This window comes from Inquilinus limosus DSM 16000, from assembly GCF_000423185.1.
Classification (GTDB): Bacteria; Pseudomonadota; Alphaproteobacteria; order DSM-16000; family Inquilinaceae; genus Inquilinus; species Inquilinus limosus.
In genome coordinates this window covers 36,159-50,480 of sequence record NZ_AUHM01000015.1, presented here as the reverse complement: position 1 = coordinate 50,480, position 14,322 = coordinate 36,159, and the positions used below count along the sequence as shown (strand labels likewise).

Sequence of the window (14,322 nt, the reverse complement as noted above, 5' to 3'; positions counted from 1 at the left end):
TGGATGTATTTTCTGCAGTGGCCCAGCACCTCTCTTCCGAAATTTCCTGCGAATCCCTGCAATCTGCAGATCCCTTTCATTCCGGCGTCTCTCCGAGTCACACGGATGCAACCGAAGCCCCCTACAGGTGTTTCGGCAGCGGCAAGGGATTCGGCCCTTGCCCGATGAAGAGGGGGACTTCGTCATGGCCGATCCGTTGCTCAACGAATTCGTCGCCAACCACACCGGCACCGACAGCTCGGAATACATCGAGATCAAGGGCGACGCCCTGGCCGACTACAGCGGCTGGACCCTGGTGCAGATCGAGGGCGACGCCGGCGGCACCGGCCGCGTCATCTCCGCCACCGAGATCGGCACCACCGATGCGGACGGCTATTGGAGCAGCGGCTTCCAGTCGAACCTGCTGCAGAACGGCAGCGGCACCCTGCTGCTGGTCGAGACCTACAGCGGCACGATCGGCCAGGACCTCGACACCAATGACGACGGCGTGCTGGACCTGACGCCCTGGACCCGGATCGGCGACGGCGTCGCGATCGATGACGGCGGCAGCGGCGACCGCTTCTACAGCACCACCGTGCTGACCCCCGGCTTCGACGGCGCCGGCCTGACCGTCGGCGGCGCCTCGCGCCTGCCGGACGGCACCGACACCGACAGCGCCGCCGACTGGACGCGCAACGATTTCGATCTGGCCGGCCTGCCGGGCCAGACCGGCACCCCCGCCCCCGGCGAGGCGCTGAACACCCCCGGCGCCGAGAACGCCCCGGTGCCCGACGACACGCCGGATTTCCGCGCGATCTACGAGATCCAGGGCGCCGGCCACCGCTCCGAGTTCGAGGGCGACCGGGTGGCGACCCGCGGCGTGGTCACCGCCATCGCCTCTAATGGCTTCTACATCCAGGACGCCCAGGGCGACGGCAACACCGCTACCTCGGACGCCGTCTTCGTCTTCACCGGCAGCGGCAACGTGCCGGCCGAGGTGCAGTTGGGCGTCACCCTCGACGTCACCGGCACGGTCACCGAGTTCAAGCCCGGCGGCGCCTCGACCCACAACCTGACGATCACCCAGATCACCGGCGCCGAGATCGAGATCTCGGCCGTGCAGCAGACCGTGCCGGTCGCGGTCAGCGTCGGCGCCGGCGGCTACGCCCCGCCGACCGAGGCGATCGATGACGACGGCCGCACCGTCTACGACCCCGGGCATGACGGCGTCGACTACTGGGAGAGCCTGGAGGGCATGCTGGTCGATATCCCCGCCCCGGTGGTGATCGGTGCGACCAACAATTTCGGCGAGGCCTATGTCCTGGCCGACAACGGCGACCACGCCACCGGCACCCGCAGCGGCGCCGGCGGCCTCCTGATCTCCGAGACCGACCAGCAGCCGGAGCGGATCCAGATCGACGACGACCTGCTGGGCAGCTTCATGCCCGACTTCAATGTCGGTGCCGAGCTGGGCACGGTGCAGGGCGTGGTCAGCTACAATTTCGGCTGGTACGAGGTCCAGGCGACCCAGGCGGTCACGGTCGAATCCCCCGGCACGCTGGCGCCGGAGACGACGACGCTGACCGGCGACCGCGACCATCTGACCGTCGGCTCGATCAACCTCGAGAACCTCGACCCGAAGGTCGAGGACGTGAACCTGGTCGAGGACCAGGACCCGGACAATGTCGACGACGATGTCGGCAGCGGCAAGTTCGACCGGCTGGCCGAGCAGATCGTCGGCAACATGGGCTCGCCCGATATCGTTGCGCTGCAGGAGGTGCAGGACAGCGACGGCGCCGAGATCACCGGCGTCACCTCGGCGGCCGAGACCGCGCGGGTGCTGATCGAGGCCATCGTCGCCCATGGCGGGCCGCGCTACGAATATGTCGACGTGGCGCCGGCGGACGGCACCTCTGGCGGCCAGCCCGGCGGCAACATCCGGGTCGGCTATCTGTACAATCCGGAGCGCGTCGACCTGGTCGAGGGCTCGGTCAAGGCGCTGACCGACCCCGACCTGTCGGACGGCGACGCCTTCGCCGCCAGCCGCCTGCCGCTGGCCGCCGACTTCGTCTTCAACGGCGAGACGGTGACGCTGGTGAACAACCACTTCACCTCAAAGAGCGGCAGCTCGCCCACCTATGGTGAGGACTTCCCGCCGATCAACCGCGGCGAGGACCAGCGCGAGGCCCAGGCGGCGATCGTCAACGCCTATGTCGACGGCCGGTTGGCGGCCGATCCCGACGCCAAGGTGATGGTGGTCGGCGACCTCAACGAGTTCTCCTGGAACGACCCGCTGAAGGTGCTGCGCGGCGAGGACGACGGCAGCCATGTGCTGAAGGACCTGGCCGACGAACTGCTGCCGGCCAATGAGCGCTGGAGCTACGTGTTCGAGGGCGGCAGCCAGGAGCTCGACCACATGCTGGCGACCGATGGCGTGTACAAGTCCGGGCTGGAATTCGACATCGTCCACACCAATGCCGGCTTCGCCGACCAGGTCAGCGACCACGACCCGTCGGTGGCGCGGCTGCACATCCCGGCGCCGGGCACGCCGGAGAACCCGAACATCATCGTCGCCGACAAGCCGACCTTCCTGTTCAACTTCGCCATCGTCAAGGGCACCGGGGAGTTCGACGAGGTCCGCGCCTCGGTCAACGTCAAGGCGAACGACGCGGTCGAGCGCATCGTGCTGCAGGGCGACCGCGACCTGATCGCCTGGGCCGGCAACACCGACACCCAGATCGCCGGCAACACCGGCGACAACACGATCTATGGCGGCGCCGGCAACGATCGCATCGCCGGCGGCGCGGGGAACGACCTGCTGATCGGGGGTCGCGGCACCGACGTCTTCGCCTTCGGCCATGGCGACGGCCGCGATGTGATTGCCGATTTCGACGTCCGCCACGACAAACTGCTGATCGCTGACGGCGCCGATTTCACGGTCAGGGCCGGCCTGCTGAGCACGGTGGTCGAGCTCGACGACGGCACCCGGGTCACGCTGCTCGGCGTCCGCCCGGACCAGATCGAGCATGCGGATTGGATGGTGTGAGGCGAGTCGGTTGGCTCGATTGTTGAGCAAGGGACTGAAAATCCCCGTATCAGCCTCGTAGGTTGGGTTCGCGGAAGCGAACCCAACATCGGGCAACTTCGAACGGTGTTGGGTTCGCCAAGGCGAACCCAACCTACGCTTTCAGCTCCTCCAACCTCTTCAGCAGGAACGTCCGCTCCGATTCCTGCTGCGTCAGGCCGAGCGCCCGCTCATAGGCGGCGCGGGCCTCGGCCGCCCGGCCCAGGCGGCGCAGCAGGTCGGCGCGGGCGGCGTGGGCCAGGCGGTAGCCGCCGAGATGGCCGTTGGCCAGGATCGCGTCGATCAGCACCAGCCCCGACGCCGGGCCGTCGCGCATCGCCACCGCCACCGCCCGGTTCAGCGCCACCACCGGCGACGGGTCGGCCCGCAGCAGCAGGTCGTAGAGGCCGACGATCTCGGCCCAGTCGGTCGAAACGGCGTCCGGCGCCTCCGAATGCACCGCCGCGATCGCCGCCTGCAGCGCATAGGCCCCCACCTCCCGGCTCGACAGCGCCCGCCGCACCAGCGCCGTCCCCTCCGCGATCTGCGCCCGGTTCCACAGGCTGCGGTCCTGGTCGGCGAGCAGCACCAGCTCGCCGGTCGGGGAGCTGCGGGCGGCGCGGCGCGAATCCTGCAGCAGCATCAGGGCCAGGAGGCCGATCGCCTCCGGCTCCGGCAGCAGATCGACCAGCAGCCGGCCCAGGCGGATCGCCTCGCCCGACAGGTCCGGCCGGGTCAGGTCGGCGCCGGAGGACGCCAGATAGCCCTCGTTGAACACCAGGTAGATGACGGACAGCACGCTGTCCAACCGGTCCGGCAGCTCGGCCCGCGGCGGCACCTGATAGGGGATGCGGGCGTCGCGGATCTTCGCCTTGGCCCGGACGATGCGCTGCGCCACCGTGGTCGGCGCGGCCAGGAAGGCATGGGCGATCTCCTCCGTGGTCAGGCCGCACATCTCGCGCAGGGTCAGCGCCATCCGGGCCTCGGGGGCCAGCGCCGGATGGCAGCAGGTGAAGATCAGCCGCAGCCGGTCGTCCTCGATCTCCTCGCGCTCGTGCTCATGCGGGTCCTCCGCCTCCTCCAGATGCTTCGCCAGCTCGGCCCGCGCCGCGTCGAGACGGGTGCGGCGGCGCAGCCCGTCGATCGCCTTGAACCGGCCGGAGGAGACCAGCCAGGCGCGGGGATTGGCCGGCACGCCGTCGCGCGGCCACTGCTCCGCCGCCGCCCGGAAGGCGTCGTGCAGCGCCTCCTCGGCCAGGGTGAAGTCGCCGAGCAGGCGGATCAGCGTGGCCAGCACGCGGCGCGATTCCGCCCGGTAGACGGTCTCGATCGTCCGCTGCGTCACCTGATCCGCGGTCATGAGCCGCCGCAATGCTCCCAGACCGGCCGGACCTCGATGCTGCCCATCCGCGCCATCGGGATGTTGGCGGCGAGCTGCAGCGCCTCGTTGAGGTCCCGCGCCTCGATCATGATGAAGCCGGAGAGAAACTCCTTGGTCTCGGCGAAGGGGCCGTCGCTGGTGATGACCCGGCCGCCGCGGATCCGCAACGTGGTGGCGGCGCTGGTCGGCTGCAGCGCCTGGGCGGCGACGAACTGGCCGCGGCGGCGCATCTCCTCGTCATTGGCCATGGATTCGCGGACCAGCGCGTCGAGCTCGTCGGGCGACATCGCGTCCAGGGTCCGCTGCTCCATATAGACCAGGCAGAGATACTTCATGGCGAGGGTCCTCCCGGCTGCGAGTGTGGATGCAGGCTTGTCGTTCCGGGAAGCGCGGAATCGACAGGCTGCCGGTTTACGCCGCGGCCCGGCGCGCCTAGATAGGTCGGCAGTCGAAACAGGAACACCATGCCCGAAACCCTGACCATCGGTTCCGTCGCGGTTCCCGGACGGGTCTGGATCGCCCCGATGACCGGGGTGTCCGACCTGCCGTTCCGCCGCGCCGCATCGCGGCTGGGGGCGGCCTATGTCTCGACCGAGATGGTGGCCTGCGCCGAATTCGCCCGCGGCCGGCCCGACGTGGTGCGCCGCGCCGCAGTGGGCGACGGCCTGCCGCTGATGGTGGTGCAGTTGATCGGGCACGATCCCGGCGCGGTGGCCGAGGGCGCCCGCCTGGCGGCGGCGGCCGGGGCGCAGATCATCGACCTGAATTTCGGCTGCCCGGCGCGCGAGGTGACCGGGGTGCAGTCCGGCTCTGCCCTGATGCGCGACCCGGAGCGGGCCGAGCGTCTGGTGGCGGCCGCGGCGGAAGCAGTGGACGTGCCGGTCACGGTCAAGATCCGTCTGGGCTGGGACGATGCCAGCCGCAACGCGCCGGACTTCGCCCGCCGCTGCGTCGGCGCCGGCGCCCGGGCGGTGACGGTGCATGGCCGCACCCGCTGCCAGTTCTACAAGGGCACGGCCGACTGGGCCGCGGTGCGGGCGGTGAAGCAGGCGGTGCCGGTGCCGGTCATCGTCAACGGCGACATCGTCGACGGCGCCACCGCGCGCGAGGCGCTGGCCCGGTCCGGCGCCGACGGGGTGATGGTCGGCCGCGGCGTCACCGGAAAGCCCTGGATCGCCGCCGCGATCGAGGCGGCGCTCGACTGGCCGTTGGCCGAAGGCGCTGCCGGGCCGGACTCCGAGGAGCGGCTGGCCATCGCCCTGCAGCATTTCCGGGAGACGCTGGCCTTCTACGGCGACCATCACGGGCTGCGCGTGTTCCGCAAGCATCTGGCCGCCTATATCGAGGCGGCGCCATGGCCGGCCTCCGCCGAGGACCGGCGCGAGGCCCGCCGGGTGCTGTGCCAGACCGATTCCCCGGCCGAGGTCGAAGCCGGCCTGACGGCGCTGTGGACCGGCCCGGAGCATCGGCTGGCGGCCTAATCCGCCGCCGGGACTTCGGCGCCCTGCGGCGGACGCCGCAGCACCGTGGCAGTCAAGGCGGCGGCGGCGAGCGCGATCACCGCACTGACCAGGGCGGCCAGGCCGAAGGCGTGGGTGAAGGCGCCGCGCGCCGTATCGGCCAACGCCCGGCCGGTGTCGCCCGGCAGGTCCTGTGCCGCCGCCAGCGCGCCGCCCAGAGTCGCCCGGGCCGCCTCCGCCGCTTCGGGCGGCACGCCGGCCGGAACGCTGTCCACCATCACGCCGCGATAGAGCGCGGTGGCGATGCAGCCGAGCACGGCGATGCCCAGGGCGCCGCCGAACTCGGCCCCGGTCTCGGAGATCGCGGCGGCCGACCCGGCCCGCTCCGGCGGCGCCGCGCCGACGATCAGGTCGGTGGTCAGCGTGAACACCGGCGACAGCCCGGTGGCGAAGACCACCGCCGCGCCGGCCAGCAGCGCCGGGCCCGAGACATGGTCGACCAGCGTCAGCGCCAGGAAGCCGAGCGCCGCGACCACCAGCCCGCCGGCCATCAGCACCACCGGCCGGGTCCGGCGCAGCGCCATCGGGGTCAGCATCGACCCGGCGACGAAGGCCAGCGACGAGGGCAGCGTCCACAGCCCGGCCTCCAGCGGCGACAGCCCCAGCACCAGCTGCAGATACTGCGCCACGAACAGGAAGGTGCCGAACACGGCGAACAGGCCCAGCACATTGACCGCCAGCGCCGCGCCGAAGGCCGGGGACCGGAACAGGCGCAGGTCGATCAGCGGATCGGCCAGACGGGCCTGCCGGCGGATGAACACGGTTCCGACGGCGAGGCCGGCCAGGATCCACAGCAGCGGCGGCCAGCCGGGCCCGTGCTCGGCCAGCATCTTGACGCCGTAGATCGCGGCCAGCACCGCCACCAGCGACAGCGCGGCGCTGGCCAGGTCCAGCCGCCCGGCCTGCGGGTCGCGGTATTCCGGCAGCAGGATCGGGGCGACGATCAGCAGCAGCACCATCACCGGCACCGCCAGCAGGAACACCGAGCCCCACCAGAAATGCTGCAGCATCAGGCCGCCGAGCAGCGGGCCGACGGCGCCGCCGACCGAATAGCTGGTGATCCAGACGCTGATGGCGAAGGTGCGCTGCTGCGGGTCGTGGAACATGTTCCGGATCAGCGACAGCGTCGACGGCGCCACCGTGGCCCCGGCGACGCCGAGCAGAGCCCGGGCGGCAATCAGCGTCTCGGCCGTGTTCGCGAAGGCGGCCAGCAGCGAGGCGGCGCCGAACACCGCGGCGCCGATCATCAGGAGCTTGCGGCGGCCGATCCGGTCCCCCAGCGTGCCCATGGTGATCAGCGACCCCGCCACCAGGAAGCCGTAGATGTCGACGATCCACAGCAGCTGCGCCGCGCTGGGCCTGAGGTCGGCGGTCAGCGTCGGCACCGCCAGGTTCAGCACCGTCAGGTCCATGGAATAGAGCAGGCAGGGCAGCGCGATCACCGCCAGCCCGATCCACTCGCGGCGGGTCGCCCTCGGCCCGGAGGCGAGGGTATCGGGCAGTTCCTCCGGCATGGTTGAATAAACCGTTCGGTTAAGTAAATTACTGCCTGGATACGAGCCGCCGCCGGGGGCTGTCAAGCGCACGGCGCGCAAGGCTGGCGCTGCCGCTTGACGTCTTGTTCCCTCTATGTTCCTATCACTACCTCAACCCTTCTGTGTTCCGCTTCGCCGGCGGCCCTTCCCCTCAGCCCTTGCCGGACCGATAGTGTCGACATGACCTCAGCGCCCCTCCGCTCCCCCGCCCCGGCCTCCCCGGTCGTGGTCCACCGCCCGGCCCTGCCGGAGACGGACCGTTCGACCCCGTTCAAGCTGGTCTCGGACTACAAGCCGGCCGGCGACCAGCCCACGGCGATCGCCGAGCTGGTGGAGGGGCTGCAGCGCGGCGAGCGCGACCAGGTGCTGCTCGGCGTCACCGGCTCGGGCAAGACCTTCACCATGGCGCATGTGATCCAGACGCTGCAGCGCCCGACCCTGGTCCTGGCCCCGAACAAGACCCTGGCCGCGCAGCTCTACGGCGAGTTCAGGAGCTTCTTTCCGGAGAACGCGGTCGAGTATTTCGTCAGCTACTACGACTACTACCAGCCGGAAGCCTACGTCCCGCGCACCGACACCTATATCGAGAAGGAAAGCCAGATCAACGAGCAGATCGACCGGATGCGCCATTCGGCCACCCGGGCGCTGCTGGAGCGGCACGACTGCATCATCGTCGCCTCGGTCTCCTGCATCTACGGCATCGGCGACGTCGAATCTTATAGCGAGATGACGATCCCGCTGGAGGCCGGTCAGCGGCTGAACCGGCAGGTGCTGCTGAAGCATCTGGTCGACATCCAGTACCGACGCAACGACACCGCCTTCGGCCGCGGCACCTTCCGGGTGCGCGGCGACACGGTCGAGATCTTCCCCGCCCACCTCGAGGACCGGGCCTGGCGCATCTCGTTCTTCGGCGACGAGATCGACGCGATCCACGAATTCGACCCGCTGACCGGCGAGAAATATGCCGCGCTGAAGCAGGTGCGCATCTACGCCAACAGCCACTACGTCACGCCGAAGCCGACCCTGCTGCAGGCGATCAAGGGCATCCGCGAGGAGCTGAAGGAACGGCTGGCCGAGTTCAACGCGGCCGGCAAGCTGCTGGAGGCGCAGCGGCTGGAGCAACGCACCCAGTTCGACCTGGAGATGATCGAGGCGACCGGCAGCTGCGCCGGGATCGAGAACTATTCCCGCTTCCTCACCGGCCGGGCGCCGGGCGAGCCGCCGCCGACGTTGTTCGAATACCTGCCCGAGGACGCCCTCCTGATCGTCGACGAGAGCCATGTGATGGTGCCGCAGGTCGGCGCCATGTTCCGCGGCGACCGGGCGCGCAAGGACATCCTGGCCGAATACGGCTTCCGCCTGCCCTCCTGTCGCGACAACCGGCCGCTGAAATTCGAGGAGTGGGACGCGATGCGGCCGCAGAGCATCTTCGTCTCCGCCACCCCCGGGCCCTGGGAGATGGAGCGGACCGGCGGCGTCTTCGCCGAGCAGGTGGTGCGCCCGACCGGCCTGATCGACCCGCAGGTCATCATCCGCCCGACCGCGACCCAGGTCGACGACGTCATGGCCGAATGCCGCGACTGCATCGCCCGCGGCCTGCGCGTCCTGGTCACCACCCTGACCAAGAAGATGGCCGAGGCGCTGACCGAGTACATGACCGAGTCGGGCATCAAGGTCCGCTACATCCATTCCGACGTGGAGACGCTGGAGCGGATCGAGATCATCCGCGACCTGCGGCTCGGCGTGTTCGACGTGCTGGTCGGCATCAACCTGCTGCGCGAGGGGCTGGACATCCCCGAGGTCGGCCTCGTCGCCATCCTCGACGCCGACAAGGAAGGCTATCTGCGCAGCCGCACCTCGCTGATCCAGACCATCGGCCGCGCCGCCCGCAACATCGAGGGCCGCGCCATCCTCTATGCCGACAACATGACCGGCAGCCTGAAGGCGGCGCTGGAGGAGACCAACCGCCGGCGCGAGAAGCAGCAGGCCTACAACGCCGCCCACGGCATCACGCCGGAGAGCGTGAAGAAGCAGATCGGCGACATCCTCGACAGCGTCTACGAGCGCGGCGACCGGGTCACCGTCTCGACCGGCGACGCCGGCGTGAAGCACCTGACCGGCAAATCGCTGCAGGAGCACATCGCCGATCTGGAGAAACGGATGCGTGAGGCCGCCGCCAATCTGGAGTTCGAGGAGGCGGCCCGGCTGCGCGACGAGATCCGCCGCCTGGAGGCCGCCGAGATGGGCCTGGACGCCGGATCGGAAGGTGGGGGCGCTGGAATCGTCGTGCACGCCCGCGTCGGCTCGCACGGCCATGCGGCGGCGCTGGAGGGCGTCCCGCTGTCCATCGGCAAACCGACCGAGAAGCCGCGCAAGGGCGGCCGCCGCCGCAAGGGACCATGAGCCGATGACGCCTGCCGAACGCCCCCTGCCCCCGACCGGCCGGGCCATGCCGCGTGTCGCCGTCGTCACCGGCGCCGCCAAGCGGATCGGCCGGGCGATCGCGCTCGACCTCGCCGGCCACGGCTGGCGCGTCGCCATCACCTACAACCGCTCGGCCGAAGAGGCGACGCAGACGGTCAAGGACATCGAGACGGCCGGGGCGCAGGGGGTGGCGATCCAGGCCGACCTGGCGGACGAGGCCCAGGTCGAGACGGTGATCCCGCAGGCTGCGGCCGCCCTCGGGCCCGTGTCCCTGCTGGTTAACAACGCCTCGGCTTTCCGAATGGACACGGTGGTGACGGCGACGCGCGCCAGCTGGGACGAGCATGTCGAGACCAATCTGCGCGCCCCGCTGGTGCTGACCCAAGCGCTGGCGCGGCAGCTGCCGGCGGACTGGCCGGGCAACGTCATCAACATGCTCGACCAGCGGGTATGGAACCCGACCCCCTATTTCCTGTCCTACACCGTCGCCAAGATCGGGCTGTGGACCCTGACCCGCACCCTGGCCCAGGCGCTGGCGCCGCAGATCCGGGTCAACGGCATCGGCCCCGGCCCGACGCTGAAGAGCGACCGGCAAAGCGAGGAGCATTTCGCCCGGCAGTGGGACGCCGTGCCACTGCGCCGGCCGACCACCCCGCAGGAGATCTGCGACGCCATCCGCTTCATCCTGTCGGCGCCGGCAATGACCGGCCAGATGATCGCGCTGGACGGCGGCGAGCATCTCGGCTGGGCCCAGCCCAGCCGCGGCATCGTACCGATGGAATAGGCGATTGCGGCATCGCTCCGAAATTATCTCGAATTTTCGACCAATCCCCTCTTGACCCGGACGCCTCGAAGCGACAACCCGCAGATGCGCCACCTTGCGCCCGGTGGACGCAGGGCGGCCGCTCTGCGATAGCGGCTATGGCCTTGGATTTCCTGGCCTCGGCGGCCCGCCACGACCGGGAGTTGTGCACAGGCGAAATCCGAATCGGAGAGGCCCGCAATTTTCGAGCTGCAACATAGTGTGTGATGCTTCTGTTTCAGCTTGACTTGGAATTTACCACGCCATTTCAAAGAGTTGGCGTTTTTGCCCATTTTTTGGGCAACAACGATGACACTTAGGCGGCGCCTCGGTTGCGGATCGTTCGCAGCCGCTTTCCCACAAACTTATCCACAGATTCGGTGGATATCACCGAAGCGTCATCGCCCCGCCTTGCCGACTCGCTCGGGCGTTCACGATCCGGTCTTGAAGCCGCGCCCGGACCGGCCGACATTGCCGGCATGAGCGACACCCTGACCGATAACCCGCCGGACAGCCCGCCGCCCGAGCGCCCGAAGCCCACGGGCCGTGCGAAGGCGCGGGCGCACAGCATCGCCGACGGCGTGGCCGTGATCCAGGCGCATCTGCGCACGCTGCCGAGCTCCCCCGGCGTCTACCGGATGCTCGACGAGGCCGGGAACGCGCTCTATGTCGGCAAGGCCCGCAACCTGAAGAAGCGGGTCTTCGCCTACACCCAGACCGGCAAGCAGCCGGCGCGCCTCCTGCGCATGATCGCCGACACGGCCGCCATGGAATTCGTGGTGACCCGGTCCGAGGTCGAGGCGCTGCTGCTGGAAGCCAATCTGATCAAGCGGCTGAAGCCCCGCTACAACGTGGTGATGCGGGACGACAAGACCTTCCCGCACATCATGATCTCGGGCGACCACCCCTTCCCGCGCATCGCCAAGCACCGCGGCGCCACTGGGTCCAGCGGCCAGTTCTTCGGCCCCTTCGCCTCGGCCGGGTCGGTCAACCGCACCATCACCGCCCTGCAGCGCGCCTTCCTGCTGCGCAACTGCTCGGATTCCGTGTTCTCCACCCGCAGCCGGCCCTGCCTGCAGTACCAGATCAAGCGCTGCACCGCGCCCTGTGTCGGCTATGTCGGCGAGGCGCAATACGCCGAGCAGGTGGCGAGCGCGGTGGATTTCCTGAGCGGCCGCAGCCAGGGCGTGCAGGCGCGCTTCGCCGAGCAGATGATGGCGGCCAGCGAGCGGCTGGACTTCGAGCAGGCGGCGCGCTGGCGCGACCGCATCCGGGCCCTGACCAATGTCCAGTCGCATCAGGACATCAATGTCGAGGGCATCGGCGACGCCGACGCGCTGGCGATCCACGAGGCCGGCGGCCACAGCTGCGTCCAGGTCTACTTCTTCCGCGGCGGCCGCAACTACGGCACCCGGGCATATTTCCCGAGCCACGACAAGTCGGCGGAGCCGCCCGAGATCCTGGCCGCCTTCCTGGGCCAGTTCTACGACACCAACCCGCCGCCGCCGCTGGTGCTGCTGAGCCATGAGGTGGCCGAGGGCGAGCTGCTGGCCGAGGCGCTGAGCCTGAAGGCCGACCGCAGGGTCGAGATCGCGGTGCCGAAGCGCGGCGACAAGCGGCGGCTGATCGAGCATGCGCTGAACAACGCCCGCGAGGCGCTGGGCCGCCGCATGGCCGAGAGCGCGACCCAGGCGGTGCTGCTGGAGGGCGTGGCCCGGGTGTTCGGCCTGGACGCGCCGCCGCGCCGGATCGAGGTCTACGACAACAGCCATCTCGGCGGCACCAACGCGCTCGGCGCCATGATCGTCGCCGGGCCGGACGGCTTCATCAAATCCGCCTACCGCAAGTTCAACATCAAGGGCGCGGTCACGCCCGGCGACGACTACGCGATGATGCGCGAGGTGCTGACCCGCCGCTTCGCCCGGGCGCTGAAGGAGGACCCGGACCGCGAGCAGGAGGGCTGGCCCGACCTGGTGCTGATCGACGGCGGCCAAGGCCAGCTGAACGTCGCCTGCGAGGTGTTCGCCGAGCTCGGCCTGACGGAGATCGGCCTGGTCTCGATCGCCAAGGGGCCGGACCGCGACGCCGGCCGGGAGCGCTTCTTCATGCCGCACCGGCCGCCCTTTGGCCTGGAGCCGAAGGACCCGGTGCTCTACTTCCTGCAGCGGCTGCGCGACGAGGCGCACCGCTTCGTCATCGGCGGCCAGCGCACCCGCCGCGCCGGCGACATCGCCCGTTCGCCGATCGACGAGATCCCGGGTATCGGCCCACGGCGCAAGAAGGCGCTGCTGCTGCATTTCGGCTCGGCCCGCGAGGTCAGCCGCGCCAGCCTGCAGGACCTCGAGGCGGTGGACGGCATCAGCAAGGCGGTGGCCGGAATGATCTACCGGCATTTCCACCCCGACGCCTGACAGGACGAATTTCCGGGTCAGGCTCTGCAGCGCCATGTGCTAGCGTTCGGGAACCCCAGAAGACAGTGCCGTCGCCATGGTCACCAGCCTTCCGAATATCCTGACCTATTCGCGCATCGCCGCGATTCCGGTGCTGATCGCGCTGTTCTACGTGCCGGACGCCTGGGCCGCCTGGACCTGCCTGGTGATCTACGCCGCCGCCGCCATCACCGACTATTTCGACGGCAAGCTGGCCCGCGCCTGGAACGAGACCTCGCTGATCGGCCGCTTGCTCGACCCGATCGCCGACAAGATGCTGGTCACCGCCGTCCTGTTCATGCTGGCCGCCTTCGACCGGCTGCAGGGCTGGTCGGTGATCCCGGCGGTCGTCATCCTGCTGCGCGAGGTCCTGATCTCCGGCCTGCGCGAGTTCCTGGCCGGGATGAACGCGCGCGGCCTGCCTGTCACGGCGCTGGCCAAATGGAAGACCGCCATCCAGATGCTGGCGATCGGATTCCTGATCGTCGGCGACGCCGGCACCCGCGCCTTCGGCGGCCAGGTGCCGGTGACCGAGATCGGCGTCGCCGGGATCTGGATCGCCGCGGTGCTGACCCTGGTGACCGGCTGGAGCTATCTGCGCGAGGGCGTGCGCCAGGCGATCACCGAGGACAGCCCGCCGGCCAAGGCCGCCGGGACCTTCGGCTAGGCCCCCATGCGCGTCCTCGGCATCGCCGGCTGGAGCGGCAGCGGCAAGACCACGCTGCTGGCGAAGCTGATTCCCGTGCTGATCGCCCGCGGCCTGACCGTCTCCACCGTCAAGCACGCCCATCACGAGTTCGACGTCGACCAGCCCGGCAAGGACAGCTGGCGGCACCGCGAGGCCGGCGCCACCGAGGTTCTGGTGTCGTCCAGCCGGCGCTGGGCGCTGATGCACGAGCATCGCGGCGCCGCGGAGCCGCCGCTGGAGGCGCTGCTGGCGAAGCTGGAGCCGGTCGATCTGGTCCTGGTCGAGGGCTTCAAGCGCGAGCGGTATCCGAAGCTGGAGGTGTGGCGGGCCGAGACCGGCAAACCGCCGCTTTACCCCGAGGATCCCGATATCATCGCGGTGGCCAGCGACGGTCTGGTCGCCGATGGGGTCGTCGGATCGAGCCGCCTGCGCCTGGATGTCGACGACGTCGAGGCGATCGCCGATTTCGTCGTCGATTTCGTCCGCAAGGCCGGCTGAAG

General features: G+C 69.7%; 10 protein-coding genes. 7 read left to right on the top strand and 3 right to left on the bottom strand.

The annotated features are described in order from the left end of the window. Positions 1-184 precede the first annotated feature (184 nt). Complete coding sequence (locus G537_RS38195) at positions 185-3,025, top strand: endonuclease/exonuclease/phosphatase family protein (RefSeq protein ID WP_051248458.1); 2,841 nt, start codon at positions 185-187, stop codon at positions 3,023-3,025. 133 nt (positions 3,026-3,158) lie between these two features. Here the strand turns inward: G537_RS38195 and G537_RS0115615 are convergent, their stop codons facing one another. Further along, on the bottom strand, positions 3,159-4,403 hold the full coding sequence (locus tag G537_RS0115615) for an RNA polymerase sigma factor (RefSeq protein WP_026870918.1): 1,245 nt from the start codon (positions 4,401-4,403) through the stop codon (positions 3,159-3,161). Continuing rightward, entirely contained in the window at positions 4,400-4,759 is a 360-nt protein-coding gene (locus tag G537_RS0115610) for a YciI family protein (RefSeq protein ID WP_026870917.1), read from the bottom strand. The genes G537_RS0115615 and G537_RS0115610 overlap by 4 nt, the downstream gene beginning before the upstream one ends. A gap of 129 nt (positions 4,760-4,888) precedes the next feature. Between G537_RS0115610 and dusB the strand changes: the two genes are divergently transcribed. Continuing rightward, complete coding sequence (gene dusB / locus G537_RS0115605) at positions 4,889-5,905, top strand: tRNA dihydrouridine synthase DusB (protein WP_026870916.1); 1,017 nt, start codon at positions 4,889-4,891, stop codon at positions 5,903-5,905. Here the strand turns inward: dusB and G537_RS38190 are convergent. Beyond that, positions 5,902-7,458: an MFS transporter gene (locus G537_RS38190; protein WP_051248457.1), complete on the bottom strand. Its 1,557-nt coding sequence runs from the start codon at positions 7,456-7,458 to the stop codon at positions 5,902-5,904. The two genes, dusB and G537_RS38190, sit on opposite strands and share 4 nt — an antisense overlap. Positions 7,459-7,659: 201 nt before the next feature. Between G537_RS38190 and uvrB the strand changes: the two genes are divergently transcribed. From uvrB to mobB, 5 genes are all read left to right on the top strand, one after another. Further along, complete coding sequence (gene uvrB, locus G537_RS0115595; protein ID WP_026870915.1) at positions 7,660-9,882, top strand: excinuclease ABC subunit UvrB; 2,223 nt, start codon at positions 7,660-7,662, stop codon at positions 9,880-9,882. A 4-nt stretch (positions 9,883-9,886) separates the two neighbouring features. After that, positions 9,887-10,687, top strand: a complete 801-nt coding sequence (locus tag G537_RS0115590; RefSeq protein WP_034851872.1) for an SDR family oxidoreductase — start codon at positions 9,887-9,889, stop codon at positions 10,685-10,687. Positions 10,688-11,184: 497 nt separating this feature from the next. After that, positions 11,185-13,116, top strand: coding sequence for an excinuclease ABC subunit UvrC (uvrC, locus tag G537_RS0115585; protein WP_081688834.1), 1,932 nt, complete (start codon positions 11,185-11,187; stop codon positions 13,114-13,116). A 76-nt stretch (positions 13,117-13,192) separates the two neighbouring features. Next, a complete protein-coding gene (gene pgsA, locus G537_RS0115580) occupies positions 13,193-13,801 on the top strand; it encodes a CDP-diacylglycerol--glycerol-3-phosphate 3-phosphatidyltransferase (protein WP_026870912.1) in 609 nt (202 codons plus the stop codon). A 6-nt stretch (positions 13,802-13,807) separates the two neighbouring features. After that, the gene (mobB, locus tag G537_RS38185; RefSeq protein WP_034851870.1) at positions 13,808-14,320 is read left to right on the top strand and encodes a molybdopterin-guanine dinucleotide biosynthesis protein B; all 513 of its coding nucleotides are present in this window, start codon (positions 13,808-13,810) and stop codon (positions 14,318-14,320) included. The last annotated feature ends 2 nt before the right edge of the window (positions 14,321-14,322 follow it).

Bases quoted from the DNA above. Each gene is read 5' to 3' on its own strand.
- G537_RS38195 (WP_051248458.1), top strand. From the start codon at position 185: ATGGCCGATCCGTTGCTCAACGAATTCGTCGCCAACCACACCGGCACC.
- G537_RS0115615 (WP_026870918.1), bottom strand. From the start codon at position 4,403: ATGACCGCGGATCAGGTGACGCAGCGGACGATCGAGACCGTCTACCGG.
- G537_RS0115610 (WP_026870917.1), bottom strand. From the start codon at position 4,759: ATGAAGTATCTCTGCCTGGTCTATATGGAGCAGCGGACCCTGGACGCG.
- dusB (WP_026870916.1), top strand. From the start codon at position 4,889: ATGCCCGAAACCCTGACCATCGGTTCCGTCGCGGTTCCCGGACGGGTC.
- G537_RS38190 (WP_051248457.1), bottom strand. From the start codon at position 7,458: ATGCCGGAGGAACTGCCCGATACCCTCGCCTCCGGGCCGAGGGCGACC.
- uvrB (WP_026870915.1), top strand. From the start codon at position 7,660: ATGACCTCAGCGCCCCTCCGCTCCCCCGCCCCGGCCTCCCCGGTCGTG.
- G537_RS0115590 (WP_034851872.1), top strand. From the start codon at position 9,887: ATGACGCCTGCCGAACGCCCCCTGCCCCCGACCGGCCGGGCCATGCCG.
- uvrC (WP_081688834.1), top strand. From the start codon at position 11,185: ATGAGCGACACCCTGACCGATAACCCGCCGGACAGCCCGCCGCCCGAG.
- pgsA (WP_026870912.1), top strand. From the start codon at position 13,193: ATGGTCACCAGCCTTCCGAATATCCTGACCTATTCGCGCATCGCCGCG.
- mobB (WP_034851870.1), top strand. From the start codon at position 13,808: ATGCGCGTCCTCGGCATCGCCGGCTGGAGCGGCAGCGGCAAGACCACG.